This window comes from Bradyrhizobium sp. RD5-C2, assembly GCF_019972155.1.
GTDB lineage: Bacteria > Pseudomonadota > Alphaproteobacteria > Rhizobiales > Xanthobacteraceae > Bradyrhizobium.
This window is the reverse complement of the sequence record NZ_BOVL01000014.1, coordinates 49157-75780: the sequence shown is the minus strand read 5'-3', so window position 1 is coordinate 75780 and position 26624 is coordinate 49157. Positions and strand designations below refer to the sequence as shown.

Below are 26624 nucleotides of genomic sequence, written 5' to 3'. Positions count from 1 at the left end.
CAAGGAGCAGCGCGATGAATCAGCGTCCACAGCAGCATCGGCCGGCCGCCCCCGCCGCGCGGCCCGCGACGTCGACGCCTCCCGACGTCGCACGTCTCGCCAACGAGCTGACCGAAGTGATGAGCGCACTGCTCGCCGTCGTCGAGCAGGAGACCGAGTTCGTCCGCGTCGGCAAGATCCGCGAGGGCATGCAGCTCGAGGCACAGAAGTCGGAGCTGTCGCGGCGCTACATGCTCGCGGTCGAGCACCTGAAATCGATGCAGAAGATGCTGTCGCAGACCGAACCCGAACTGCTCGCCACGCTGCGGCGTCATCACGAGACATTACGCGCCATGCTGCAGGTCAACCTGACCGTGCTCGCGACCGCACACGCGGTCTCCGAAGGCATCGTGCGCGGCGTCAATGCCGAGGTCCAGCGCCGCAACATCCCGAACACCTATACCGCGAACGGACAGCGCGCCACGCCGGGTCCGCGCAACACGACGCCGATCGCCGTCAGCCGCACGCTCTGACGCGCGCACGTCGACAATTTAGTTCAATTCGGCGCGCTTGCGGCAGCGCGGCATTCAGCGTGTTCCCTAACAGCCTGTTGAGAGGTTCCCCGTAGAGTTGCGGATCGTGAGGGGTTGGGATTTGACTCAAGCAAACTAGTGCATGTGCACTACGAGGCTGCCATGAGTACAGATTTCAACATCAAGCCGGTGGGGGCACCGGTTGCAGCGCCGATAATCACTCCTGTGAGCGATACGGCGCAGAAGGCGGTGAAGACCGAATTGCCCGCGAGCCAGAGCGTCACTGCTCCGGAGCCGAGCGTGCGCGTCACGATCGATCCCAACGCCGTCAATGCGTCGCTCTCAAATCAGGCGCCATCGGTCACCGACCAGGTCATCATCGACCGCGACGCGCGTGCCGTGGTCTACCAGGTGGTCGACAATCGCACGAACCTGGTGGTGAGGCAGTTTCCGGAAGAAGCCGTATTGCGCCGCCGCGCCTATTTCCACGCGCTCGATCTCAGCAAGGACGCGCCGACGCGGGCGCGCGCGACCGACCGCCGCGCGTAACGCAAGCGATCGGAACCCTCACTTCTGTGTGGCGTAGGCCTTGTCGAGATAGGTCGATCCGGTGGCCGGATCGGTCACGACATTGGCGATCAATGCCGTCCCCTGCTGCACCAGCGAAAACTTGGTATCGCCGACCCGGAACGAGCTGTCCTTGATCAGCACGTCCTGATATTTGCTGGTGCCGTCGCTCTGATAGTGGACCTTGGCGCGGAAGCCATCGACGTTCGACACCGAGAGGTTGAACGACTTGTTGTTGGCGTACTTCCCGCTCCAGCTGCCCTCATAGAGCTTCGGATCGACAGCCACATACGGCGTCTTTGACGGAACCGTCAGGCCGGCGGCCTTGTAGTTGGCCGACAAGATGCTCAATACGTCCGCCATGCCGAGGGCTCCGTCGTGAACCGGTCGATCAGGCGCGGCCCGAGAGGCCAGCGGCGATATTGCAGTTGATGTCGATCAGCGACTTCAGCTTCGCCGGGTCCGGATTCATCTGGATGTCGATGGTCTGCTTCATCACGAACACGCTGATGTTCGCGATCTTCTGACGCACCTCGAGCGGTTGCGGATTGTCGGCACCCTCTGCGGCGCTAAGAAAGATCGACCAGAGGCGGCGATTGAACAGCAATGCATGATCGAGCGCCTTGTCGAGGCCGTTCCAGTTCGCCTGGACTTCCTGCAGCTGCCGCGCGGCCTTCAACAACGCCTGCGCTTCGATTTCACGGGGGGAGGCCGTCGTCGTTGACGTACGGGCGTAGGCCTGGGCTGCATTCGACATTAATGACCTCGATGGGATGCGGATTTCTCGGGCCGCGGAGACGCAATTCTAGCGCTCGATATTTATGCATCCGGCGCCTTTAAATATGGTTAGCAGGCGTTACGAAATGCGCCGTTCTGACGGCAGGGAAAGACACCGTAATATCCCGGAGACAAAGAAAAACGGCGGGGTTTCCCCCGCCGTTGTCGAAGTGCTTGTCGGTGCGTTTAGCGGAGCAGCTGCAGCACGCTCTGCTGCGACTGGTTGGCCAGAGCAAGCGCGGACACCGCGATCGACTGGCGGGTCGACAGCGCCTGGCTGTTGGCCGCTTCCTCGTTGGTGTCGGCCAGTGTCAGGTTCGACGAACCGGTCTGCAGCACGTTGATCAGGTTCTTCGAGAAGTCCTGACGGATCTGCACGATCGACAGGTTCGAACCCAGCGTCGAGGCTTCGCTGCGCAACGAGGAACTCGCCGAGCTCAGCGACGCAATGACGCTGTTCGCCGAGTTGTTGTCGAGGAAGTCGGTGCCGGCGGCCAGCGATTTCAGGCCGAGGCCGGTGGCATTGAAGGTGACGCCGCTGATCGCGAGCGTCGACTTGCCGGTCTCGTTGAAGGTCAGCTTCAGGTTGTCGCCGTTCAACAGGTTGATACCATTGAACGAGGCGTCCTGCGCCGTGGTCGTGATCTGCGCGATGGTGTTGTTGTACTGCGTCACCAAGGCGGCGCGCGCCGACTGCGAGGCCGGATCGGCAACCGGAGCCGTGCCGGCTGCGCTGAACGTCGCAGTGCCGCCGCCGGTGTTGGTGAAGGTCACCGCACCGATCGTCGAGGACGCCGCATCGTTGGTCGTGGTGATCACGAGCTTGTTGGAGCTGTCGAGGCTCGCAGTCAGGTTGCTGGCCGCGAGCGACGCATTCAGCTGCGTCAGCGAACTGCTGGCCCCGAAGGTGAAGCTGAAGGCGGGCTGACCGGCCGAGGCCGCGATCGCCAGCACGTCGCCGCTCTTGATCGTGGTGCCGTCGACGAGGTTGGCGGACGTGCCGCCGAGCGCCGCGGTGGAGGTGACCTGCGACCTGGTGGTGTAGCCGGTCGGGCTCTGCAGCACCTGGTTGGCGATCGACTTTGCGGTATCGACCAGCTTCTGCAGCGAGGTGATGCCGGTGTTGGCAGCCTGCAGCACCTGCACACCATTGCCGATGCCATCGAGCAGGTTGTTGATGTCGCTGGCGCGGTTGTCGAGCGACTGTGCGGTGAAGAAGTTGGTCGGGTTGTCGAGCGCCGTGTTGACCTTCTTGCCGGTGGCGAGACGGTTCTGCGTGGTGGAGAGCAGATCGGCGGTGGACTGGAGGGAGAGGAGGTTCTGACGAACGGAGGAGGAGAGAATGATACCGGACATTTTCATACCTTTCTGGTGTGAAACTGAGGAAAAAGCCGCGCCAATCCTTTCTGATCGGGCGGATGGCCGATCCTGCCGGTCAAGCCTCGAAGGAAAAAGAAATCTCCAACGCGGCATTTAAGGCAAATGCCGAAGAATAAAATTGTCGCCATTGGGCGAAGTTCGCCGCGAAAACTACTGAGACGATTGCCGATTTCGGCCGAGGGCTGCTCCTCGCGCGGCCCCGCCGTTCACCAAGCGTTAACCATCATGGGAAAGGATCGCTGTCGCATCGGCCCCGGGCCGCAACGGCGGCTGCTAAGCAGCGCCGAACATGTTCCGCTAGCGGCGATATCGCGCGACTGCCGGCAAAGGAGAACGGTCATGGCCCTGAAGGTCGAACTCAAACCGAACGAGCGCATCATCGTCGGCAATTGCGTGATCACCAACACCGATCAGCGCGCCCGCCTGTTGATCGACGGCGACCGCATCCCGATCCTGCGCGAGAAGGATATCCTGACGCCGGAGACCGCGGACACGCCGGCGAAGCTGATCTATCTCGCGGTGCAGCTGATGTATCTGTCGCCGGACCCGATGGCGCACCACCCGACCTATTTCAGCCTGGTGCGCGACATCATCACCGCGACGCCCAGCGCCTGGCCGTTCATCGAAAGCGTCAACAACTTCATCCTCAACGGCGATCTCTATCACGCGCTGAAGGAATCCAAGAAGCTGATCGCGCACGAGGAGAAGCTGTTGGAAACCGCGCGCGGCCGGCAAAACGGCAATCAGGACGATACCCGCAAGAGCGCCTAGAGCTTCTCGTTCCGGCGCGTTTTCTTCACGCAAACCGGCATCCACTTCGCTTGAAATCGCTCTAGCCCTCGCCCGAACGAAAAAGGCCTCCGCGAGGAGGCCTTTTTCCTGGCTGGAGATGAGAGCGTGCGTTCAACCGGGCGGCAGATATTTCAGCAGCGTGGTCTGATACAGCATCGACGTGGTCTGGTACGACGCCTGCAGGCTGGTCTGCAGCGCCAGGATCTTGGTCGCGACCTCGTCCTGATTGACGCCCTCGACCGAGTCGAGCATCGTTTCCGCCATGGCCTTGAGCTGGGTCTGACGATCGGTGGCCGCCTTGGTCGCCGTCTGCGCGCCGGCGAACTCGGCCTGCACGTCCTGGATCTGCTGCTGGCCGTTCTGCGGCGCGAGGTTCGCGCCGACGCGCTGCGCGAGCGCCGTCACCTGCGCGCTTGCATTTGGGTTGCTGGCGTTGGTGGTCACCGCCGCATACACCGCAACATTCTGCAGCAGGTAGCGGAACGCCTGTTCGTTGGCGCGCGCGCCATACTGCACGGTGATCGACTGATCGACCTGCGCGACGGCGGTGCCGCGCGCCGATCCCGGGCCGTTCTCGCCGGTGTACCAGTACACGGTGTTGTCGGGCGTGCCCGCGACCAGGTTGGTCGCCGTGTCGAACGGCGGTCCCCCTACCCTGAGCGGCGCCGGGGTCGCGGTCGTGTTGTTGGCGATGCCGAGCGCGCCGAGTGCGGCGGTGTTGGAGCTCGAGATAGAGAGGTTCGCGCCGTCGGCGCCATGGAGCGTGATCGCACCGTTGCTGATGGTCGACGGGTTCTTGGTGCCGCTGACCTGGTCGATCTTCGCCATCAGCGTCTGGACGCTGTCGGTGATGTTGAGCTGGTTGCCGGTGGCGCCCGAGGCAACGAAGGTGATCGGGGTGCCGTTGACCGTGATGGTGTCGCCGGCCGCGAAGCTCGTCGACAGCGAGTTGGTGCCCGCGGCGCCCGAAAGGGCCGTGGCGCCGCTGATCGGCGCCGGTGGCGCGTTCTGGTTGTTGACGGCGGCGCCCGCGACGGTCGCGACCGGATTGAAGAAGTTGTTGGACGCCGCGACCGCGGAGGCCGCCACCAGCGACGTGTCGCTCAGCGTCTTGATGGACGACGTCAGCGTCGACTGAAGGTTGGCGGTCGTCGCCGTGGTGTCGGCGCCGATCAGGAACGAGCCCGCCGGCGGCGGGTTCGTGGTCGTCGCCGTGAGCTCGATCGCATCGGTGGTGCCGTCGGGCAGCGTGAAGTTGAACTTGATCTTGTCGCCATCTTTCGGATTGACGGCGCCGAGATCGACCGAGGTGGACTTCGGCGTACCGGCCGGCTGGGTCACGGTGGCGCCCGTCAGTGACGACTGCACCGACAGCAGCTTGAGGCCGAACGGCGAGCCGTCCTCGGCGACGCTGGTCACTGTCGTGGTCGCCGGCGGCGACGAGACGCTCAGGCGTCCCATCAGGCTGGTGCCCTGATCGGCCTGCTTGCGCTCGTTGATGAGCTGGGTGAGGCCGGCCTGGGTTGCCGTGCCCTTCAACATGGTGTCGGCGGACACCGTGGCCGGCGTATCCATGGCGCGGCCGGAGAACAGATAGCGGTCGCCCGACTGGCTGTTCAGCATCGCAACCGCATTGGAGAACGCGGCCTGCGCCGTGATCTGGCCCGACGTCTGCCCGCTGTTGTTGAGCGTCAGCGTCGCGGTCGTCGCGGCGTTCTTCACCTGGCTCCCGACGTCGGACAGCCCCTGCAGTGTGAGGTTGGCGACACCCAGCCGCGTGTTGAGGTTGGTCGCAGTATCCGAGAACGCGTTGATGCCGCTGATCTGGGCGCGCAGGCTGAGCGCGAAGCCGCGATCGAGCCCCTGCCCCGCATAGGTCGTCGATACCTTGCCGGTCGCAAGCTGCGTCGTCAGGTCATTGAGCTGACTGCGCAGGTTGAGAATCGTGGTGCCGATATAGGAAGTTCTGCCGCTTACGCCGTCGATCGACATGTTACCCTCACGTGAGCTGCAGCAGCGCGTCGTACATCTGCTTGATCGACGACATCACGCGCGCGTTGGCGGAATAGGCATTCTGCAGCGACAGCAGATGCGCCATCTCCTCGTCCATGTTGACGCCGGAGGTCGAGTCCATCTTGGTTTGCAGCGTATTCAGCACGACGTCCTGACCGTCGGCCAACTGCTTGGCCGCCGTCGCCGATTCGCCCTGCTGGCTGATGAACTGCTTGGCAAAGTTCAACAGCGTACCGGTGAACGGCGCGCCTGACGTACCGAGGCCGGTCTTCGGCGAATAACTGTACGACGCGTTCGACAGCTGGTTCAGAATCAGGTTGGCGCGCGTGGTGTCGCCGGCCGGCGTCTGCGGATTGGTCGAGTACACGACCATGCGCGAGGGATCGCCGACCAGAGCGGTGTTGACGCTGATGCGCGCGGCAAGGCCGGTCGACTGCGAGCCGTTCGCGGTGATCGCGCCGGTGTAGAGCCCGCCATTGTCGGTGAACAACGGAAGCTGCGGATCGCCCGACGTCAGGGACGAAACAGTCGACGTGACCGACGCCGCGGTCACATCGGCCTTGTTGGCGGCGCCGTCGTCGAGCACGCGCAGGGTCGACCCGGAGGGATTGGAGAATTGCAGACCGGTTCCGCCGAGCGCGCCGTTAAGCTGCGACAGCACCGAGCTCATGCCGCCGGAGAAATCCACACCCAGCACCTCGTCGTTCGGATCGACGGTTGCGTTGTTGCTGAGCGGCAGCACGCTCGGATCGTCGACGCGGACGAGCGACAGATTGTGCGTGATGCCGGTGGTGTTGTCCTTGTAGGAGACGTGAATGGTGTTGCCGCTCTGCAGCCCCGAGAGATCGAGGTCGAAGCCGGACTGCGCTCCCGCCGTCGCCGCGGTGCCCGCCGTCGTCTTGTCCGACACCGCGCTCGACATCGCGGCGGCGAACTGGTCGATCTGCGTCTGGGCCTGCGCCAGCGTGTTGTCGCGCAGCTCGAGGTAGGCGGCGATCTTGCCTGACCGGATCGAGTTGGTCGACACCATGTCATAGGTGCCGCCATGCGGGAAATTGATGGTAATGGTGCCGACGGTGCTCTTGGTCGGGTCGGTATTGTATTGCGTGTTGGGCGTCATCGTGCCCTGGGCGTTGAAGCTGAGCGTCGCCGCCTCGGTGCCGACCAGCTGCACGCCGGAATTGGTGAACACGGTCACCTGATTCTGGCTGTTGGTGACAGTGCGGATGTCCATCAGCTGCGAAAGCTGAGTGACGTAGCGATCGCGCTGATCGAGCAATGCCGCGGTCGAGGCGTCCTGCGTGCCGCCAGTGGCCTGCAGCTGGACATTGAGGCGCGCGATCTGCTGCATCGCATTGTTGGCCGTGGTGACGGAGTCGCTGATGCCCGCCTCGGCGTTGGCGCGCAGCGACTGGATTCCCTGCGAGGTTGCGTTGAGCTGCTGCGCCATGGATTGCGCGGCATTGACGACGCCGATCCGGGCCGACTGCGAGTCCGGGCTGGTCGACAAACCCTGCAGCGCAGTCAGGAACTTGTTGTAGGCGTCCTCGATCGTGCCCGTGGAGTCGGGATTGCCGTAGACACCCTGCAGATTGGCAAGGAAGCTGGAACGGACGTCAGCGTAGGACGCGCCCGACGTCTCGGTGCGAAGCTGGGTCTGCAGGAATTCGTCGAGCTGGCGGTTGACGCCGGTGATGAGAACGCTCGACCCGAACTGGCCGGTGGTGCCGGTATCCTGGTTCAGCGTCTTCCTGACGTAGCCGGGCGTCTCCGCGTTGGCGACGTTCGACGAGACGAGCGAGAGCGAGGCCTGCGTGGCGCGCAGGCCGGACATCGCGGTGGAAAGGGCTTGGCTCAAACCCATGATGTGTACTCGCCTTTACTGCTTCACACGTGCATGACAGCTGCGATCAGCGCACGACGTTCAGGAGATCCTGCACCATCGAATTCGTTGTCGTGATCACCTTGGTGTTGGCCGAATAGGCCTGCTGGGTCACGATCAGCTTGGTGAACTCGTCGGCGATATCGGTGTTCGAGCTCTCGAGCGATGAACCGACGATGGTGCTACCGCCCTTGCCGAACAGCGCGCCACCGGACTCGTCGGTCGCCTCGAACGCGCCACCGTCGATGCGCTTCAGGAAGTTGGTGCCGTTGAATGTCGCCACTGAGATCTCGGCAAGGTCGATGTTGCGGCCGTTGGTGTAGTTGCCGACGATGCGGCCGTTGGTGGAAACGCTGACCGACTGCAGCTGGCCGGCCGGGAAACCGTCCTGCTGGATCTGGTTGACCTGGACGTTGCCGTTGGCGTCCGCGAACTGGGTCACGCCGCCGGAGCCGAAATTGATCACGGGGCTGCCGAGCGACACGCCGTTGACGACGGCATTGTTGAGCGCCACCGAGGAGATCGCCGGCGACATCTGGCCGTTCGACGCGAAGGTGAAGTTGATGTTGGCGTTCTGCCAGGAGACTTGCGTGCCGGTTGCATTGGGATTGACCTGATAGAACAGGTTCCAGCTATCGGTATGTCCGGTGCCCAGCGAGGAGCTGTCGGACTTGGCCCAGCGGAATTGCAGGTTCACCGGCGCACCGGACACGTCGTAAGCCGTGACGGCGCCGCCCGAGACGGATTGGTTCAGGAAGGTCGAGTTGTCGTTGCCGACCACCTGACCGGTGCCGACCGTGCCGCCGCCGCCGCGGGTCGCAACCGCCGAGCCGGTGAAGCCGAGCGCCGCGAGCGCGGTCGAGTTCGAGCTGGTCACGTTGAGGTCGGCCGACGTGCCCGAATGCAGCGTGATCTTGCCGCCGCTGATGGTCGATGGCGTCGCGGTGCCGGTAATCGCGTCGATCTTGGCGAGCATCGTTCCGATGCTGTCGGTGACGTTGAGCTGGTTGCCGGTCGCCCCCGACGCCACGAAGGTGATGACGGTGCCGTTGACCGTGATCGTATCGGCGGGCACGACCGGCGGGCCGGCGGAGCCGGCGCTGAAGCTGGCATTGATCGAATCGCTGCCCGCAGCGCCCGAAAGCAGGGTCGCGGCGGTATTGGCGACCGACGGCGTCGCCTTGTTGTTTTGCGCGGTGCCGGTGACGGAGGAATCGGTATACGGCGCGGCCGGCGTGCCCAGCACCAGCGGGTTATGTCCGGCGCTGAATGCGCCCGGCCGGATCAGCTCGGAGCCCGGAACCGAGGTGTCGTGCGCGGTGGTCAAGGGATAGGACGCGAGGTTGGCGCGATAATCGATCTTGGTGGTCTGCTGCGCCGGCAGGAAGTCGTTCTTGAACCGCAGCGTTTGCGGCGACGAGCCCGAGGGGTTGCCGGTGGTCGGATCGATCGGGACGCCCTCGAGATAATAGCCGGCGCCGTTGACGAGGTAGCCGTCTTTGTTGAGCTGGAAATCGCCGCGGCGGGTGTAGCGGTCGACGCCGTCGAACACCGGCGAGCCGTCGGTGAAGCCGCCCGGCTTTTGCACCGCGAAGAAGCCGTTGCCGTTGATCGCCATGAAGGTCGCGACCGACGCCGACTGCACGTCGCCCTGCACCGAGTTGGTCGAGCGCGACTGCGCCGTGACGCCGCCGGCGAGCTGCGCGGTCAGCGCGGTCTGCGGAACGAGGTCGAGAAACGAGGTATCGATGCGCTTGAAGGCCGTGGTCTGCGAGTTGGCGATGTTGCCGGAGATGTTTTCGAGCGCGTACGACCCTGCGCGCAAACCACCGACCGCCGTCGTGAGAGCGCCGAAGATACCCATGACATGTTCTCCAATTCGATTCCCGGCGGCTGGCAATCACAGGAATGGCCGCATCGGCGGAGCATGTCGCAAAGGTCGTGCCACGAAACGAAACGTAACAAAATCATGCGCTTGAAAAAAAAGCCCCGGCCGTTTAACCGGGGCACAATTGCCGGGCAGGCAACAATTGCCGGGGCGGAGCGCAGTTCTGGCCGCGCTCCTTCCCTTCTGTTTTAACGCGTTTTCCTAGCGCGAACTGGTAGCCGTCTCGCTCGAAAACGCCTCCTTGCTGACGCGTTTTCTTGACGCGAACCGGTACCCACCTCGCTCGAAAACGCTGGGGGCGTCAGGTCGCCGAGGGTGCGGCCGGGTGGAACACCAGCGCAAAGCCGTCCATGCAGTAGCGCAGCCCGGTCGGCTTCGGGCCGTCGTCGAAGACATGGCCGAGATGGCCGCCGCAGCGGCGGCAATGCACCTCGGTGCGCAGCATGCCGAAGGTGCGGTCCGACGTGGTGCCGATCGCATTGTCCAGCGGCTTCCAGAAGCTCGGCCAGCCGGTGCCGCTCTCATACTTGGTCTCGGAAGAGAACAGCGGCAGGTCGCAGCCGGCGCAGGCGAAGGTGCCCTTCCGGTGCTCCTTGAGCAGCGGGCTCGATCCCGGCCGCTCGGTGCCCTCCTTGCGCAGGATCTCGTATTGCTGCGGCGTCAGCTGGGCGCGCCATTCGGCGTCGGTCTTCTCGATCTCGAATTTCTCGGCGGCCTGCGCCGGCGAGGCGCGCAGCCAGCGGAAGGCGGCGAGGCCGAACAGGCTGGCGACGGAAGCAAGCAGGATGCGGCGATCGATCATCAATCATCTCCGATGCGGGCGGCCAAAGCTGGCGAACAAGACTGGCTTGCCACCAAATACGAACCCCGCCGCCAGACGTTACATCCGCCCGTCGGAGATCCGCTCACTTTCTTGCGAGGGATGAGCAGACGGCTGCTCGCCGTCCTCAACCTGGCGAGGCGCGGGTCGCACCGGCCGCACCGCGGACGGCGGCGGACGGCGGGGCGCCGGTCCCCGGGTTCCCGCCTTCAGATTGGCCTCGGCCAGCCGCGCCTCGCGGCGGCGCTCCTTCGCACGTGCACCCTCGCGGTAACGCGCCAGCACGCCCGCCGCGGACGCGGCGCCCCTCGCCCACAGGCCGATGAAATGACCGGCGACCCGACCGGTGGTGCCGCCAGCCCAGACCAGCTCGAACGGCGAAAACAGCCGCCAGCGGTCGTCGCCCCACAGGATGCTGCGGGCGATCAACTGCCCGGCGAGCGCCGAGGTGTTGAGCCCCTGCCGGCCGAAGCCGCTCGCCACCCACAGGCCTCGGCGCAACTGCCCGATCTGCGGCATGCCATGCACGGTGATGCCGACTGCGCCACCGAACGTGTCGGCGATCGGAACCTTGCCGAGTTGAGGAAACACCGTGGCGATGCGACGCTGCACCGCCGCACCGAGCCGCTTCGGCCGCGCGTTCCAAGTGGTTTCGGGGCTGGCCCACAACAGGCGATCGCCATCGACGACGCGGAAGTGATCGATGCCGTCGCTGTCGATGACCGAGCCGGAAAAGGCGATCGCCTCCGCCAACCGTTCGCCGAGCGGTTCGGTCAACGCCGCGTAGCGCCACACCGGCAGCAGCGTATCGGACAGACGCTTCAGCGGCGCGCCGAGATGGATATTGCCGGCGAGGACGATATGGTTGGCACGCAGTCGCGCCGTCGGCGTCACGATGCGTTTGCGGATGCCGGAAAAATCGATGCTGACGACCGGCGTCTCCTCGAAGATCCGCACCCCCGCCCGCGTCGCCAGCGCGGCGAGACCGTGCACATATTTGCGGCCGTCGATCTGGAACGCTTTCGGATAATAGATGCCGTGGAAATAGCGACCGGTCCTGAGCACGCTGCGCACGCGATCGACCTGCCAGCCTTCGACTTCGGTGGCAAATTCCTCGCCCAGCGTCTGCAAGCGGCTGATCAGCGCTTCGCCGACATCGACATTAGAGACTTCCAGCGCGCCGTCGCTCGCCCTGATGCCCGGGATCAGATCCTCGGTGGCGGTGGCGCGAACATAATCGGCGCCCTCCTTCGACAGCGCCCATAATTCGCGGGCATCATCGAGGCCGACGCGCTCGATCACATCCGATATCGGCAGCCCGAAGCCCGGCATCACGGTGCCGAGATGGTGGCCGGAGGCGTTCCAGCCGACCTGACGGCCCTCGAGCACGGCGACGCTGGCGCCAAGCCGCGCCGCCTCGCGTGCCACGGTCAGGCCGGCCAGCCCCGCCCCGACCACGCAAATGTCGACGTCGAGGTCGAATGCCAGACGGTCGCGGGACGGCGAGGCCGCCTCGTCGGGGCCGTCCGCCGCACTTGTGGAAGTCTCGCTCATGTCGTTTCTTACGAACCGCTGCGGCGCTTGTCACCTTGTCCAGGGCATGCGCCTGTAGAATTAATTCGACCAGACCGAATCGAGATGGAAGTCCATGCGCCGTTTGCTGCTGCTGCGTCACGCCAAGACCGAAACCGACGCGCCTTCGGGGCAGGACCAGGACCGTCGTCTCGACGAGCGCGGCCACCGCGATGCGGCGGAGATCGGGGGCTGGATCGCCCGCCACCCGCCCCTGCCCAATCTGGCGCTGGTGTCGCCGGCAGCCCGCACCACGCAGACCTGGGAGATCGTGCGCGAGGCGCTGAAGGGCGCCGGACCCGCGCCGAAAGTCGAATTCGTGCCGGAACTCTACGGCGCCGATCCGGCGCAGCTGCTGACCGCGATCCGGATGGCCTCCGTCACCGACCCGAAGCGGCTGATGCTGATCGGCCATAATCCCGGCATGCACGAGCTCGCGCTGACGCTGACCGGCAGCGGCGACGAGGCCGCCAAGCGCGCGCTCGGCGACAATTTGCCGACCTCGGGGCTCGCCGTGTTCGACTTCGCGACCGACGACTGGAACGAGGTCTCCTTCCGGCGCGGCAAGCTCGTGCTGTTCGTTAGCCCTAAACTGTTGAAGCAGGCCTCGCGCGGCTGACGCAAGCGGACAACGCAGCTCTGCCATGCTATATTGATGTCGGCGCGACAGGGGGACCGGTTCGCGGCGACACGACGAGCTACTTCAAGAAAAAGAAGGCGCGCGTCCCGGCACAGGGACCAAACGGCTCCAGACCAATCGCGGACAGGAGGCGCAGATGTACAAGTCAATTCTCGTGCCGATCGACCTCGCCGATACCGATCTGGCGAAGCCTGCGATCGCAACCGCTGCGACGCTGTCGCAAACCTGGAACGGGGCGGTGCGGCTGCTCAACGTATTGCCGATGACGCCGGTGATGCTCGCCGAGTATGTCCCGGCGGATTTCGACAGCCAGCAGCGTGAAACATCGGAGGAAGCGCTCGCGATCGTCGCGCGCGAATCCGGCATCGCGCCCGGGCGCATCTCGGGCGTGGTTCGCCAGGGCGGCATCTATCACGAGATCCTCGAAGAGGCGGCGACCATGAAGGCCGACCTGATCGTGATGACCTCGCACCGCCCGGCGATGCGCACCTACTTCCTCGGCTCCAATGCCGGACACGTCGTGCGCTACGCCAAATGCTCGGTGCTGGTGGTGCGGCACTAAAGCGGACGAGTTACGGGGCCGTCGCAGGCGGCGCCGCCAAAATATCGAAAACAACCCCATGCAAAGTAGCGGGCGGCCGCCGGCGTTCGACCAGGCGACTTGACACGTCGGGCAACTCAGGGATATTCTTCTAATATTCCGAAATTGCGTAGAGGTCCCCTCCCCCACACGTCGCAGGTGGGAGTATCGACGCCAGACCACTTGGCAAAAAGCAACGCCGCCCGGGCATCCGGACGACGTTTCGTCTGCGGATCGCGGCGAAGGCATCCGGTCAGGAAACCACGATCGAGATGATCCCGATCGCGGTGATCGCGATGAAGAGTGCGGCCGGGATCAGCAGGATTTGAACGATCGCTTCGTGGCCGTCAACGTGGCCGGTCCACGTGTTCAGCCCGTCCTTCAGGAAGCGGTGCAGGTCGACATCGCCACTGCGTCCCTCGGTACGGAAGATCACGGCCGGCACCCCGAGATAGACCGTGAAGTACACGCCGCTGATCGCCACCATCAGGCCGGCTTCCATATCGCGTGCAAAAAACACCAGAAAGGACGCCATGATCAACGCGTAGGCGCCGAGGATCATCCAGCCGACGGCGGCGGGCACATCCGGTACGGCGGCTTCTCCCATGATGGCGGCGCGAGCCGGCAAATCGCGAGGACGCACGATCGGCGTGATTTCGCTGTCAAAACCCTTGTGCAGAGCGAACATGGACGTTCTCCTTTGGTGGCCGCGGCACTGGCGGCGCGATGAAATGGATGATTCCTCACCCCGGGGTCCTCTGCAGGGACCGTCGATGTCCCTTGCAGTTGATGGCTCACGCTAGTTCGGGATCAGTCGATCGATAATCCGGGAGCGCGGCACCTCACTGATGCCGGAAATGCGTCAATCCGGGTCGCTGACCGACACCGGTGCCGCGTCGACCGGGGGACCAATCTTCAGAGCTCGAAAACGCATGTGGGGCGAGCACCGATCGAAGTGCCCGCCCCGCATGATGGCTCGAACGATCAGATGCGCTTGTCGATCCAGGCGATAATGTCCGCTGCCACCTCGTCTCCGTCGACGTCGTTCAGTAGATCGTGGAACGCGCCATCGTAGAGCTTGAGGGTCTTGTCCTTCGAACCGGCGGTGTCGCGGAAGAGCCGACTGCCTTCCGGCAGCGCCGCGCGATCCTTGGTGCCGTGGAGGATCAACAGGGGAAGCTCGATGAGCGGAAAACTCATCTTGAGCTTCTCGTCGGCCCGGACCAGCGCCGCGACGGTCTTAGCCGTCTCGTTCTCACCGGCGATCAACGGGTCGCGGTTCATGGACTCGACGACTTCTGGATCTCGTGAGAAGTCCGCATTCTTCAGCTTCAGCACACGTAGATGCGGGGCCAACCAACCGAGGCCCTTGAGCGCGGACAGCGCGAACGCCGGCGCCGGCAGCTTGTAGGCGAAACTCTCAGAGACGAGACCCGCGAGTTCAGACTGATGATCGACGGCGTAGATCGACGCGATCACGCCACCCGCGCTATGACCCAGCAGAAAGACCGGAAGCCCGGGCTCGCGGGTTTTGACCTGCCGGATGAAAGTCGCGAGGTCATCCACATAATCGGCAAAGGATTCGACGTGGAAGCGTTCGCCTCCGGACTTGCCTCGTCCGCGGTGATCGAGCGCGTAGACGGCAAGCCCTGCCGCGACGAACTGCTCTGCCGAGCGAACGTACTGTCCGCTGTGCGAGTTGAAGCCGTGCGAGATCGCGATGACACCGCGCGGCGTGCTCACCGGGTGCCATGATCGTGTGAAGATGGCGACCCCGCCGACGCCGGTGAAGGTTTCTTCCTCGGTCTCGGAAGCGGTGGAGGGATTGGAAGCGATCTTGAGAGCGGTTTTCATGGTCGTAGTTCCTGTGTTGGATGAGATGAGGTTCCGGCTAAGGGCTATTTGGCGAGGAACGAGGTGATGAGGGCGACGGCCTGGTCGGGCTGCTCCTCCATGATCCAGTGGCCGGAGTCCTTGACGATGCCGGACGAAATATTGGCCGCGGCAGGCTGGAGTTCGACGACGAGTCGGGCGCCGTAGGAATGGTCGCCGCCGATCGCAAGCACCGGCATCGTCAGCGTGCCCTTTTCGACCAGCTTCCGATTGTCGACGGCATCGTCGGCGAAGGCCGCAAACTGGCCGCTGAAGGCGTCGTGGATCGCCAGCGGTCGTGCGTAGAGCGCCGCATAGTGTTCGCGCGTTGCTTCGTCGATGCGGGCGGGATCGGCCGACATTTCGTTGTAGAAGCGATCGAGCAGGATCCGCTCTCGGCCGGCGACGAGACGCTCGACGTCCGGGCCGCGGAAATTCCAGTGCCAGACCTTCGGATTCTTGTACTGGTCGTCCCAATGTCCGAGACCCGGCAGAGGCGCATCCATGGCGACCCACTTCGTCGTCCGCGACGGGTACTGCGCGGCGAAGGCGTAGCCGACCATGTTGCCAATGTCGTGGGTGACGAGCGTGACGTCCTTGACGCCGATGCGATCCAGGATGCCGGCGAGATCGCGGGCCTGTTCGACCTTGCGGTAACCGCCCTCCGGGTGGGACGACAGTCCCATGCCGCGAAGGTCGGGCACGATCACGGTGTGGTCCTTCACCAACACTTCGGCGAGCGGTACCCACATGTCGCCGGTGTCACCGAAGCCGTGCAGCAGCACGACGGCGGGTCCGGAGCCGCCGACGCGGACGTACTGCGTGCCGTTGCTCACCGGCACCTGCTCGGCGTGGAAGGTCGCAGGCCAGCTCTTGACCTGCGCCCGCGCCGGGGGCGCGGCGAGGAGGTTGATGGCCGACATCAGCGTGACGGCGCCGCGGATCCAGAGCGATTTTGCGAAAGAGGAAAACATGGGACTTCTCCGTTTCCGATGCTTCAGGCAGCGATCGGCTGCGGAGGAGGAATCAGGTTTTCGATCTCGGCCTCGGCCTTCGCGACGATCTCCGGACGGGCATCAGGTGCGAGCGCAAGGCCCTGGGCGTGGACGAAGGTCACATCGTCGATGCCGAGGAAGCGGAAGACGCTACGCAGGTACGGCTCCTGGTGATCGTAGCCGTCGTAACGGGCGTCGAGCATCGAACTGCCGCGGCCGGTGACGACGATGATGCGCTTGCCGCCGGCCAGTCCTTTTGGGCCTTGGGCGGTGTAGGCGAACGTCTCGCCGGCGACGGCGACCCGATCGATCCAGGCCTTGAGCTGGCTCGAGATCGTCCAGTTGTACATCGGCGAACCGATGACGATGACATCGGCAGCCTTGAACTGCTGGAGAACGGGATCGACCGTCTTGCCGCGAGCGGCGAACTGCTCGCCGCTCAGGTGATCGATCGGGTCGGCGCCAAGATCGAGATGCTGGACGTGGGCGCCGGGATTCTCGGCGACCAGGCGTCGTACCGCCAAGGCGGAAAGCGGGCGGGTGACCGAGTTGACGCCGAGGATGCTTGAATCGATGTGCAGGATGTTCATTGCCGTTGCTCCTTGTTTGTTGGTGACGAACAAGTAGCTCGGCGATGCCAGCGAGATTATCCGCCAGCGCGGCACATCATTGTTGCCGATTCGAACCCAATTCCGGCCGGCCGGGGGTGATTTCGCCAGCCACCTCCCCTAGATTGACTGGGTAGGGGTTGGGGAGTCTTTCATGCCGCATATGCCGGATTTCGAAGCCTGGGCGATCTTCGCCAAGGTCGCCGAGCGGGGTTCGTTCAGCGACGCGGCGCAGGAGCTCGGGCTCGCGAAGACGACCGTTTCCAAGGCGGTGACCCGGCTCGAGGAGCGCCTGCAGACAACCCTGCTGCACAGAACCACGCGGTCGCTGTCGCTGACCGAAAGCGGCCGGCAATCGCTCGACCGCGCCACCAGAATTCTGGCGGACGGAGCCGCCGTCGAAGCGGAAATCCTGGAAGAGGCGGCGATTCCACGCGGCATGATCCGTCTCGCTTCCACGACCGCCTTCGGGATGGCGCAGCTGGCGCCGCTCCTGCCGGAATTCGTTAAGCTGTATCCGGAGATCGAGATCGACTTCGAAATCACCGACAGGCGTATCGACCTGGTCGGAGAGGGCGTCGATTTGGTGCTGCGGGTCGGGCCGGAGCCGGATTCTTCCCTCCGGATCACCAAGCTGTTCGGCTTTCGGGTGCCGGTGGTCGGCTCGCCGGCCTATTTCGAGAAGCACGGCAAACCTGAACATCCGAACGATCTCGTCCGCTTTCCGGCACTGGTCTTCACGCACATGGTCGGCGCGGAAACCTGGCACTTCAAGCACCCCACGAAGGGGGATCTGAGTGTTCACGTCGACGGGCCGTTCCACGTCAACAACGGAATGGCCGCAGTGCCGGCACTCGTCGCCGGGCTCGGCATGACCGCGTTGCCCGAGGCTTATGTCTCGAACGAGTTGAAGGAAGGCCGCCTTGTGGAAGTTCTCAGCGACTGGCCGATCACGCCTGCGGTCGTTCACGTCATCACGCCGCCCGGCAGGGCTCGCCCCGCCCGGGTGCGGGCGCTGGTCGAGTTTCTGCGGCGGCACTTCGCGGCCCAGCCGTGGGCCCAGGGCATCGAGACTTGAAGCCGATCAATTAGGGTCAGGCGATCCTAACCCGCACATCGACGTTGCCGCGCGTGGCGTAAGTGTAGGGGCAGTTGTCCTGGGCGGCCGCGACGATGCGCTCTGCCGTCCTGCGATCCACGCCCGGCAGATCGACGCCGAGCGCCACCCGCAGCGCGAGACCCGCACCGTCCTGGCGGGTGTCGAGCGCGACCGTCGCCGTAACGTTAGCGTCATCCGTGATGGTCGCGTTCTCTTCGGCAGCAGCAGACCGGATCGCCGACAGGAAGCACGCCGCATACCCCGCCGCAAAAAGCTGCTCCGGGTTCGTGCCTTCGCCGCCCTGGCCTCCGAGAGACACCGGCGCGTCGAGCTTCACCCGCAGGTGACCGTCCGAACTAGCGGCCAGACCCGTGCGGCCTCCGATCGAGGTCGCTTCCGCTTGATAGATGTTGCTCATGTAGATCTCTTTGTGTCTTTGGGTTGGTCATGGAGGCGCATCGGCGGCCGTCAGTGCCCGCCGCCCGCCTCCACGTGATCCGGACGTTTGAGAAGAAGCGTGGCGACCAGGGCGACGATCAACGCAGCACCGAGCAGGTAGAAGGTGTCGCTGAAGGCCATGATGAACGCCTGCTTCTGGACGATCTTGCCGATCGCCACGTAGGCACGATGCGCGGCGTCGACGCGGTCGAGCACGCCGTGATTCATGAAATACTGGGTGAGCTGGTCGATCCGGGTGCGCGTCGCCTGTTCGAACAGCGAGACGGATTGCGACAGTACGTTGGAGTGGAATTGTTCCCGCTTGGTCAGCACGGTCTGCAACGCGGCGATGCCGATGGCGCCTCCGAGGTTACGCATCATGTTGAACAGTCCCGACGCGGATCCGGCGTTCTCCGCCTCGACGCCGGCTGTCGCGACCGCCGACAGCGGCGTCAGCACAAGCGCCTGGCCGAGCGCACGAACCACGTTGGGCCAGAACAGCTGGTCGCTCGCGTAGTTGCCGGTCATGTAGATGTTCATGAAATTTGAGGCGGCGAACAGCACGAAGCCGGCTCCGATCACGATACGCGGATCGAAGCGCTTCATCAGCCGCGGCACCAGCGGGATCAGGATCAGCTGCGGCAGGCCGGTCCAGGCCAGCACAAGACCGATCTGTTCCGAGTTGTAGCCCTGGATGCGCGACAAATAGACCGGCAGCACGAAGACCGAACCGTAGAGCGCGACGCCGAGCAGGAAGTTTGCGAGCACGCCGAACCCGAAATTGCGGCGGAGCAGGATGCGGAGGTTCAACAGTGGCTTCTTGGCGGTCAGTTCGACCACGACGAAGAGCGTCAACGCGATCGCGGCGATGATTGCGAGGCGGACGATGAAGGGGGAACCGAACCAGTCGTCCTTATTGCCCTCCTCCAGCACTGTCTGCAGAGCGGACAGGCCGATGGCCATGGTGATGATGCCGGCCCAATCACCCTCGCGCAGCAGTTCGAGCTTCATAGGCTTGGCTTCCAGCGAGAAGAACAGCATGGCGATCATGATCGCGCCGGGCACGACGTTGACGTAGAAGATGTACTGCCAGCCCCAGTTCTCGGTCAGATAGCCGCCGATGGTCGGACCGATCGCCGGCGCGAAGGTCGCCGAGATCGCGAACATCGCGAGCCCGATCGGCTGCTTCGCCTTCGGGAGCAGCGTGATGATCAGCGTGAACGCCATGGGGATCAGCACGCCGCCGGTGAACCCCTGCACGGCCCGCAGTGCGATCATCTGCGGCAGGTCTTGAGCGAAGGCGCAAGCGGCCGAGAACAACAGGAACAACACGGCGTTGACCAGCAGATAAACGCGGACGGAGAAGACCTGGGCGAGCCAGCCGGAGAGCGGGATCACCACGATCTCGGCGATCAGGTAGGAGGTGGAGATCCACCCGCCGTCGTCGATGCCGGCGCCGATCGCCCCCTGGATGTCGGCCAGCGAGGCGTTGACGATCTGGATGTTCAGAACTGCCATGAAGGCGCCCAATGTCGCACCGATGACGGCAAGCCAAGTCTTGACGGAGACCACGGGGCTTGCGGTCGGAATTTCTTTGTGGGTGTTCGAGGTGGGACTCGGCGCGGCTTGGCCAAGAGCTGCCTGGAGCGTGATCATGACCGCCTAGCCTCCGTTCGAGTGCTCGGAACCGGGAGCGGCGTTCTGCTGCGCGCGGCGTTCGTCCTTCACGGTGGCCTTGGTGTTGATCGTCGGGCTCGCCGACATGCCCGGCCGCAACAGGCCGTTCAGTCTTCGGTCGTCGAGCATGATCTTGACCGGGACGCGCTGCACGATCTTGGTAAAGTTGCCGGTAGCGTTGTCCGGCGGCAGTAGAGCGAACTCAAGGCCGCTGGCGGGTGAGAGACTGTCGACGTGGCCCTTAAGCGTCGTCGAATGGAAACTGTCGACTTTGAGCTCGACCGGTTGGCCGTCGCGGACGTGGGTCAGCTGCGTTTCTTTGAAGTTGGCCACGACGTAGACCGCATCGAGCGGCACCACCGCCATCAACTGCGTTCCGGCCTGCACGAATTGGCCGACCCGCAGCGAGCGTGCGCCTACCGTGCCGTCAACCGGCGCGACAATCCGGGTGTAGGAGAGATTGAGTTCGGCCAGCTGTTCGACCGCACGCGCCCGATCGGCCTGAGCCACGGCTTGAGCGCGCTGCGTCGACAGCACTTCGACCTTCTTGTTCGCCGCGATCAGTCCGGCCTTGCTTTGGAGCAATTGTGCAGTCTGGGCCCGCAGCGCGGCGTCGGTCTGTTGAGCACGTTGGATGGTGCCGGAGCCCGACCTCATCAGGTCGTCGTACCGGCTGCGCTCTTCCTGTGCGAACTTGAGATTGGCCTCGGCTGCATCGACATCGGCGGCTTGCTGCTGGATCAGGGGCTGCTGCAGTTCGATCTGCGAGTCGAGGTTTCGGATGGCGGCCTCTGCGGCCGCAACGTCGGCTTTGGTCTGGTTCAGGGCGGTACGGAAGTCCCGGTCGTCGATCCGGGCGAGCGGCTGCCCCGCCTTGACGCTTTCGTTGTCGGAGACGAGCACCTCAGCGATGTATCCAGAGACCTTCGGCGCCACGATGGTCGAGTCCGCCTTCACGTAGGCGTCGTCGGTGGTTTCGAGATAGCGGCCAACGGTCAGGTAGTCGTAGGCGAGGTCGGCGACGGAAACTGTCGTCGCCCCGACAGCGAGCGCCAGCGCAACGCGCTTGAGTGCCTGCCGCCGGCTGGTGTCGGACTTCGTGGACCTATCGGATGCGTAGCAGAGTGTCGACATGATGCCCTCCCGTTTGCCAGGCGGCCCCGGAGGAAGCCGCCGCGTCACGGGTCTAGATGCACCAGGGCGGCGGTCCCGATAATCGACCAAAACGGAACATGATTGTTTCCGCGGAGCGACCAATCGAACGCGCCTATTGGTCGGTCATTAAAGGGGGCCGTGACTCAAGCGATCAGGTGGGGATCCGCTGCTTGGCGGGCGCTGCTACGCTCGCCCCGGCATCATCGAGGCAAAGCTACGGCAAAAGAATGCCGCCAAAGCGGTCTTCGCCTGGCGGCGATTCCGTTTTGGCTCGATCCGGCACGCCGCGCGGCTTGTTGGGCAGCATCGGCCCGATGGCAGTCCATTCATCGTCGGAGAGTTCCTGGCGCATGACTCAGCCTCTTCGGTCAGGCGCTGGAACCACGGCTCGTCAGTCAGGCTCAACGAGGCGTTGACCGACGGCGATTGGTCGCTATGGACCGCAAGAGCGGACGCGTTGTGCTCACGTTGAGTTCTTCACCTTTTGACCCAGAACGGACATGAATGCTGGACTAACACGCCTGAGGCGCGTCGCCGATTCGGTGCAAAGCGCAAATCTTGTGGCCGTCGAGATCACGCAAGTAGGCGACATAGAGCTTGCCTGCGGAGTTTACACGCACGCCAGGTGGGTCCTCGATCGACTGGCCACCGGCGGCGATGCCAGCACTATGCCATGCGTTGGCCTGTTCGGGTGATGAAGCTCGGAAGCCGATGGTCTCGCCGTTTCCCTACGATGCGGGCCTGCAGTCCAGCGGCTGCGTGAGAGCGAACACACCACCGGACGCTCGATAGAGGACACGCAACCGACCGTCCTGAAGAGCCTCAAGGGGCCCCGGGCGAATGTCGAGCGTGGCAAGCACCGAGTCATAAAATGCCTTGGCTTTTTCGATATCGTTGGTGCCGATCATGACGTGTGAAAACATCGCTTACCTCCCTAATTGCCCGGAAAGATCGGTCGCGAAGTGGCCCTGAAGAGCCCGAGGCGCTAGATTGCCGCGAAGTTGCGCTGAGGTCCAGACTACCGACGGCCGGGCAAGATGAACGACTATCGTCCGTTTCTCGCTAGGCAGGTTGCATCAACGATATGAGGGCGGCTTATGGCCCTTCGCGTCAATTGGCGCAGTGCTGCGACATACCCGAAGTTGAGGTTAGACCGGAAGTAGCTGGCCGACTGTAAAAAACGACGCGATTGACCCTGAACGGACGTCGCGAGCCGATTGCTGCATGCAGATCACTGAGGCAGCGCCACCCCGGCGATCTGCATGACGCCAAGCTCGTCGAACAACTCAATCTGTTCACCGTTCAGCACTGGAATGTAGCAACGACGTCTGGCACCCAAGATGCAGAGCTTATCCTCCGCGACCGTCCATGTCCCGGCTGCAGGTCCAAGGGCCTCGTTCCAGTGCGGATAGGTCATCCGGCCGTCGGGCTCGAATCGCATTGTGAACGGACCATCCTTGAGCTTGGTACCGAAGCTGATCGTCTTGCCCTGGAATTTTGCGGCCAGGGTCTCACCTGTCGGTCGTTCTCCAGTCGCTGCGGTGAGCGAGGCATCGGGCCCCGGATCATAGCCCTCGGCCTTCAGGATCAGCCAGAAGAGCCTGCCAATACTGCGCATAGAAGGTTCGGTGAAGGGCGTGTCCTGGTCGACACGATGCACCACGACGAGGTCGAGCGCAGGCACGACCAAGGCGTATTGGCCGCCAAACCCTTCGGCCAAAAAGCTGCCCTCGGGCAAAGTCACCGTAGGCGCAACGGCGCCGCCCAGAAAACCGATCCACCAGAGATAGCCATAGCCCATCCCGGACGCCGCTCTCGAATAGCCACGCGTGCTCTCTTCCACCCACTCCCGCGGCACGATCCGGTGTCCGGCCCAATTGCCTTTGTGCAGATAGAGAAGTGCAAAACGCGCCAAGTCACGTGCGCTCATGCGGATCGCATAGGCGGGGTGGATAGACGCTTCGCCGCGGACGTAGCTGCCATCCTGTTGCCGGTAGTCCTGCATGCCGATCGGCTTTGCGATCTTTTGGTCGAGCGCCTCGAAGATGCCGCTGCCGGTTGCGTGCTCGTAGATCGTGCCCAGCGCGTTGAAGTCCCAATTGTTGTAATACCAGAAGGTGCCGGGCGGGTGGGTGCCGCGCGGCGGTCTCATCTTGGCCATGTCCGGTGTTTCATAGAGCGCCGCGTGGTAGACCCCGGAACGCGCTTTGAGGAGTTCGCGTACCGTCGAGCCCTTCTCGATCCCGGTCAAGCCAGGCGGATTATCGTCGATGCCGAGTTCGCCAAGCGTGCTGTCGAGGTTGATCAGGTGATCCGACACTGCGATGCCGATCAGGGCGCTGAGCAGGCTCTTGCGGATTGAAGCGAGTTCCGTTGGCTTCGTCGTATTGCCCCACTCGGCCACCACCTTTCCGTGCTGAACGATCACAACCGCGCTCGAGCGAATCTGATCCGAAAAGGATCGCGCTTGGGCCAATTCGGTCTCTGACCAACCCAACTCTGCAGGGGTGACGCGCTCCCACTCCGCTGCTGGGAAGCCATCTTCAGCTGCGGCAGCCCCGAACCGAACCAAAGCGCCGAGCAGCACGACGGCGAAAGCAACCTGGCGAATATACATTGGATCCCACGTGCTGCGAGCTTGGCCTGATCGCAGCACAATACTCATTAACGAAGCTAGAACGGAGCCAGGCAGAACGCCTGTTGAAGTATTTTCATTGGATTCCCGTCAACGCGTTCTCATAGCGACATCTCTTGTTGGCTCGCCGCCGAAGTCCACTCGCTTGTCAGCACGTCAGCTCGTTTGGGCAGAGCGGACGTTGCTCGGTTTGGCCGCAACAGGCGGCTTTTGACCCACAGCAGACGTTCAGAGAACTGCGCGCAAACCAGGCGTTCGCCGGGCCACAAAGCCGACAATGAGAAAGCTAGCCAAGATGCCGCCCAGACTGGCGAGCGCGAACTTGAGGGCAATTGAAGCGGATAGAAAGTGCAGCAAACGCGTAATCGCGACCAGGATCGGCGCGTGCAAGACGTAGACGCCAAACGCATTGCGCGTGAGGAAGCGAGCGATGGGTCCTTGGCCGTCAAAGCGGTCTCGGTAGAGGACGATTGCCCCGAGCGAGAGAGCAAGACAGGTGAATGAGCGCCAGGCGTCGATGCCGGCAGCCTGCCAGTGCCAGCCCCCGCCATAGGGGGACACGTCGCCGCGCATGGCACCGCCCGCAGCGACGAGGATGATCCACAGCGCACCACCGATCCAAATGCCATTCCACAACCAACGCCTGCCGACGCGTGATGGTATCTGGCGCAACCAGTCACCTTTCCATGCGGCAATACCGGCAACGTACATGAAGGGGTATTGCGGAAAGTCGTGTACGTCGATGTTGAGAACAGTCGTCGCGTTCGGAAAAGCAGCGCCGACGACAAAGGTCACGATGGCAATCAGGGCCGCGTAACCTAACACGGCCCCTGCCGAAGGCGGATCACGCGGAGCGAACCGTATCGGGCGTGCCTGGCACACGACTGCGTAGGCGGCGGAGAACAGGAGAAGGACCAGGCAGAACCATAGGGGTCCCGAGCCGTCGAGCAGCTCCCCGGAACGAAGGTGCAGCCACCAGTCCTGGATGAACGTTCGCGGCGGGTTCGACCGCCACGACCCTGCGACGAAATATTCGGTCAGCGGACCGATCAAGATCACATAGAGCAGCAATGGCAGGCCAAGCCTTTGTAGCCGCTCGCAGACGAAGCTGCGGACGCCATTGCGTGCAACGGCACCGGCTGAAAAGAAGCCTGCAAGGCCGAAGAGTAAACCCATTGCCACCGCGTGCTGGAACGATTGATAGGCAGCGAAGGCAATCTTCGCTCCGATACCCAGCTCCGGATGCTCACGGTAGTACCACTCGCCAAACGGCGAGTAGGTCACGGCCGCGTGCATGACGACAACCATGCTGATCGCTGACCAACGCAGGTTGTCGATATATAAAAGGCGATGGCTCGGCCTCTCTCCAGGCATGACCTGTCCTCCGGTTTGCGCCGGGATCAGGCCTTAAGCCGAGGTCGGGGTCTTGCCAGAAGTCGCGTCGGACCTGGCTGATACTGGCAAAACATGGCCGATTGCGAAATCGGCCAGCGCGCGACGGCGAAACTCAGTGGGGGTCTGCCCGGTTTGACCCTTGAAGGCGCGATTAAACGGGCCGATCGATCCCCAACCGGCATCGAGGGCGATGGTGAGGACCGGGACGCGCGATTGCGAGGGGTCAGACAACGCCTCCCGCGCCTCTCTCAACCTGTGCTCGTTGACGAAATCAGTGAAGTTCCGATAGCCGAGGCGCTGGTTGATCGTTCGCCGGAGACGATATTCAGGCACTCCCAACTGCTCGGCCAGTCGATCCACCGAGAGGTCCGGGTCGCGGTAGGCACGGTCTTGCTCCATCGCCCGTCGCAGCCGCTCCGCCAGTTGGCGCTCCTCAGCGTTCATTTCCGTTGCCGCGATGGGGATCGTAAGGCCCGCTCGCGCAGCCGGCGCCGGTTCAAGCGTTGGCTCAGGCAAGACAGCACGCAGACGTGTCATGGCGGCGACTATGGCCAAGCCCAGCACGGCCGAAAGCCCAGGGAGCCAGCGGACACCGGCTGCGTCGAGCACCGTTGTTGCCAGAATGACCAGACCCACAGCACAGGCGAAAATAATCCGAAAGCGCCGTCGCCCCTCAACCAGGTCTGCTTTACGTCCTGCAAGGACCCGGGCGGTTTCGATGACGACCACGATCAGCGTCACAGCATGCGTCGCATTCCACGCCAGGCTCGAGCCGGATAAGGTTGCCACGGCTGCGAGCGGCAAAACGACAACGAAGACCGCCCACCGCCATCGCGTCGCCGCGGATGCATCACCGAACACTGTCTCGGCCCACACAACGAAGATGCCTGCGATCGAGTTGCTGAGAATCCGCAGTGGAATGATCCACCAGACGAGCTCTTCGTGTATTCCGGGAGCTGTTTCGATGAGGAACGCGATGACGCACAGGTCGAATAGCAGTGTGGCGCGACCGATCGACGATCGAAGCGTGCCAGGAAGACCAATGATCGCAAGTAAGCCGAGCAGCGCCAGTGCGGCGCCTCGGAGCCCCGTTTCGAGCAGCATTGGCGAACCTTCAAAGCCTATCGGACTTGAACAATAACCGGATGCAAGGCCTCAAGACACTGCGAAAGCCTGATCGTTGCATCGATGTGCTCATCACCGTCCGGTTGCCATGGCGCCTCTTGGCCCTTCTCGAACCTCCGGCGAGATCCGCCTTCTCGCCGCTGTCAGGGTGAGAGCGGACGTCGCCCCTCATCCAAATTCCGAGTTGTGAGTACATGGCCTA

At 63.6% G+C, this 26624-nt stretch carries 25 protein-coding genes and 1 pseudogene; 6 read left to right on the top strand and 20 right to left on the bottom strand.

Annotated elements, in window-relative coordinates; translation table 11 throughout:
- The first annotated feature begins 14 nt into the window (after positions 1-14).
- Positions 15-512, top strand: coding sequence for a hypothetical protein (locus BraRD5C2_RS18370; RefSeq protein ID WP_223970200.1), 498 nt, complete (start codon positions 15-17; stop codon positions 510-512).
- A gap of 162 nt (positions 513-674) precedes the next feature.
- Positions 675-1061, top strand: a complete 387-nt coding sequence (locus tag BraRD5C2_RS18365; protein ID WP_223970199.1) for a hypothetical protein — start codon at positions 675-677, stop codon at positions 1059-1061.
- 18 nt (positions 1062-1079) lie between these two features.
- On the opposite strand, the gene BraRD5C2_RS18360 is transcribed toward BraRD5C2_RS18365, so the two are convergent.
- From BraRD5C2_RS18360 to BraRD5C2_RS18350, 3 genes are all read right to left on the bottom strand, one after another.
- On the bottom strand, positions 1080-1442 hold the full coding sequence (locus tag BraRD5C2_RS18360) for a hypothetical protein (protein ID WP_223970198.1): 363 nt from the start codon (positions 1440-1442) through the stop codon (positions 1080-1082).
- A gap of 28 nt (positions 1443-1470) precedes the next feature.
- Positions 1471-1836, bottom strand: a complete 366-nt coding sequence (gene flaF, locus BraRD5C2_RS18355) for a flagellar biosynthesis regulator FlaF (RefSeq protein WP_212310070.1) — start codon at positions 1834-1836, stop codon at positions 1471-1473.
- Between the two features lie 206 nt (positions 1837-2042).
- Complete coding sequence (locus BraRD5C2_RS18350; RefSeq protein WP_212310071.1) at positions 2043-3212, bottom strand: flagellin N-terminal helical domain-containing protein; 1170 nt, start codon at positions 3210-3212, stop codon at positions 2043-2045.
- A gap of 363 nt (positions 3213-3575) precedes the next feature.
- On the opposite strand from BraRD5C2_RS18350, the gene flbT reads away from it, so the two are divergent.
- Positions 3576-4007: a flagellar biosynthesis repressor FlbT gene (flbT, locus tag BraRD5C2_RS18345; RefSeq protein WP_223970197.1), complete on the top strand. Its 432-nt coding sequence runs from the start codon at positions 3576-3578 to the stop codon at positions 4005-4007.
- A gap of 132 nt (positions 4008-4139) precedes the next feature.
- Here flbT and BraRD5C2_RS18340 read toward each other — a convergent pair whose 3' ends face one another.
- The 5 genes from BraRD5C2_RS18340 to BraRD5C2_RS18320 form a co-directional block, all read right to left on the bottom strand.
- On the bottom strand, positions 4140-6020 hold the full coding sequence (locus tag BraRD5C2_RS18340) for a flagellar protein (protein WP_223970195.1): 1881 nt from the start codon (positions 6018-6020) through the stop codon (positions 4140-4142).
- Between the two features lie 7 nt (positions 6021-6027).
- The gene (gene flgK, locus BraRD5C2_RS18335) at positions 6028-7905 is read right to left on the bottom strand and encodes a flagellar hook-associated protein FlgK (protein ID WP_223970193.1); all 1878 of its coding nucleotides are present in this window, start codon (positions 7903-7905) and stop codon (positions 6028-6030) included.
- Positions 7906-7951: 46 nt separating this feature from the next.
- Positions 7952-9787 carry a flagellar hook-basal body complex protein gene (locus tag BraRD5C2_RS18330; protein ID WP_223970191.1) on the bottom strand — a complete coding sequence of 612 codons (1836 nt, stop codon included), beginning with the start codon at positions 9785-9787 and terminating at the stop codon, positions 7952-7954.
- A 325-nt stretch (positions 9788-10112) separates the two neighbouring features.
- The gene (gene msrB / locus BraRD5C2_RS18325; protein WP_212310076.1) at positions 10113-10613 is read right to left on the bottom strand and encodes a peptide-methionine (R)-S-oxide reductase MsrB; all 501 of its coding nucleotides are present in this window, start codon (positions 10611-10613) and stop codon (positions 10113-10115) included.
- A 78-nt stretch (positions 10614-10691) separates the two neighbouring features.
- A complete protein-coding gene (locus tag BraRD5C2_RS18320) occupies positions 10692-12185 on the bottom strand; it encodes an NAD(P)/FAD-dependent oxidoreductase (RefSeq protein ID WP_223970189.1) in 1494 nt (497 codons plus the stop codon).
- Positions 12186-12279: 94 nt separating this feature from the next.
- Between BraRD5C2_RS18320 and BraRD5C2_RS18315 the strand changes: the two genes are divergently transcribed.
- On the top strand, positions 12280-12822 hold the full coding sequence (locus BraRD5C2_RS18315) for a SixA phosphatase family protein (protein ID WP_223970187.1): 543 nt from the start codon (positions 12280-12282) through the stop codon (positions 12820-12822).
- A 157-nt stretch (positions 12823-12979) separates the two neighbouring features.
- A complete protein-coding gene (locus tag BraRD5C2_RS18310; RefSeq protein ID WP_021077991.1) occupies positions 12980-13405 on the top strand; it encodes a universal stress protein in 426 nt (141 codons plus the stop codon).
- Positions 13406-13676: 271 nt separating this feature from the next.
- Here BraRD5C2_RS18310 and BraRD5C2_RS18305 read toward each other — a convergent pair whose 3' ends face one another.
- The 4 genes from BraRD5C2_RS18305 to BraRD5C2_RS18290 form a co-directional block, all read right to left on the bottom strand.
- Positions 13677-14111: a hypothetical protein gene (locus BraRD5C2_RS18305; RefSeq protein ID WP_223970185.1), complete on the bottom strand. Its 435-nt coding sequence runs from the start codon at positions 14109-14111 to the stop codon at positions 13677-13679.
- Positions 14112-14407: 296 nt separating this feature from the next.
- Positions 14408-15277, bottom strand: coding sequence for an alpha/beta hydrolase (locus tag BraRD5C2_RS18300; RefSeq protein WP_223970183.1), 870 nt, complete (start codon positions 15275-15277; stop codon positions 14408-14410).
- A gap of 44 nt (positions 15278-15321) precedes the next feature.
- Positions 15322-16269 carry an alpha/beta fold hydrolase gene (locus BraRD5C2_RS18295; RefSeq protein WP_223970181.1) on the bottom strand — a complete coding sequence of 316 codons (948 nt, stop codon included), beginning with the start codon at positions 16267-16269 and terminating at the stop codon, positions 15322-15324.
- 23 nt (positions 16270-16292) lie between these two features.
- A complete protein-coding gene (locus BraRD5C2_RS18290) occupies positions 16293-16880 on the bottom strand; it encodes an FMN-dependent NADH-azoreductase (protein ID WP_223970179.1) in 588 nt (195 codons plus the stop codon).
- A 172-nt stretch (positions 16881-17052) separates the two neighbouring features.
- On the opposite strand from BraRD5C2_RS18290, the gene BraRD5C2_RS18285 reads away from it, so the two are divergent.
- Positions 17053-17976, top strand: coding sequence for a LysR family transcriptional regulator (locus BraRD5C2_RS18285; RefSeq protein WP_223970177.1), 924 nt, complete (start codon positions 17053-17055; stop codon positions 17974-17976).
- 16 nt (positions 17977-17992) lie between these two features.
- Here BraRD5C2_RS18285 and BraRD5C2_RS18280 read toward each other — a convergent pair whose 3' ends face one another.
- From BraRD5C2_RS18280 to BraRD5C2_RS18245, 8 genes and pseudogenes are all read right to left on the bottom strand, one after another.
- The gene (locus BraRD5C2_RS18280) at positions 17993-18415 is read right to left on the bottom strand and encodes an Ohr family peroxiredoxin (protein ID WP_223970175.1); all 423 of its coding nucleotides are present in this window, start codon (positions 18413-18415) and stop codon (positions 17993-17995) included.
- 50 nt (positions 18416-18465) lie between these two features.
- A complete protein-coding gene (locus BraRD5C2_RS18275) occupies positions 18466-20091 on the bottom strand; it encodes an MDR family MFS transporter (RefSeq protein ID WP_223970173.1) in 1626 nt (541 codons plus the stop codon).
- A 6-nt stretch (positions 20092-20097) separates the two neighbouring features.
- Positions 20098-21246 carry an HlyD family secretion protein gene (locus tag BraRD5C2_RS18270; protein ID WP_223970171.1) on the bottom strand — a complete coding sequence of 383 codons (1149 nt, stop codon included), beginning with the start codon at positions 21244-21246 and terminating at the stop codon, positions 20098-20100.
- A gap of 235 nt (positions 21247-21481) precedes the next feature.
- Positions 21482-21619 (bottom strand): hypothetical protein, encoded by a 138-nt coding sequence (locus tag BraRD5C2_RS18265; protein WP_223970357.1) that lies wholly within the window; start codon positions 21617-21619, stop codon positions 21482-21484.
- A gap of 160 nt (positions 21620-21779) precedes the next feature.
- Positions 21780-22190, bottom strand: a pseudogene (locus tag BraRD5C2_RS18260) (VOC family protein).
- A 308-nt stretch (positions 22191-22498) separates the two neighbouring features.
- Complete coding sequence (locus BraRD5C2_RS18255; protein WP_223970170.1) at positions 22499-23884, bottom strand: serine hydrolase domain-containing protein; 1386 nt, start codon at positions 23882-23884, stop codon at positions 22499-22501.
- A gap of 246 nt (positions 23885-24130) precedes the next feature.
- On the bottom strand, positions 24131-25276 hold the full coding sequence (locus BraRD5C2_RS18250) for an acyltransferase family protein (RefSeq protein ID WP_223970169.1): 1146 nt from the start codon (positions 25274-25276) through the stop codon (positions 24131-24133).
- Positions 25277-25309: 33 nt separating this feature from the next.
- Positions 25310-26401: a helix-turn-helix domain-containing protein gene (locus BraRD5C2_RS18245; protein WP_223970168.1), complete on the bottom strand. Its 1092-nt coding sequence runs from the start codon at positions 26399-26401 to the stop codon at positions 25310-25312.
- Positions 26402-26624: the final 223 nt, after the last annotated feature.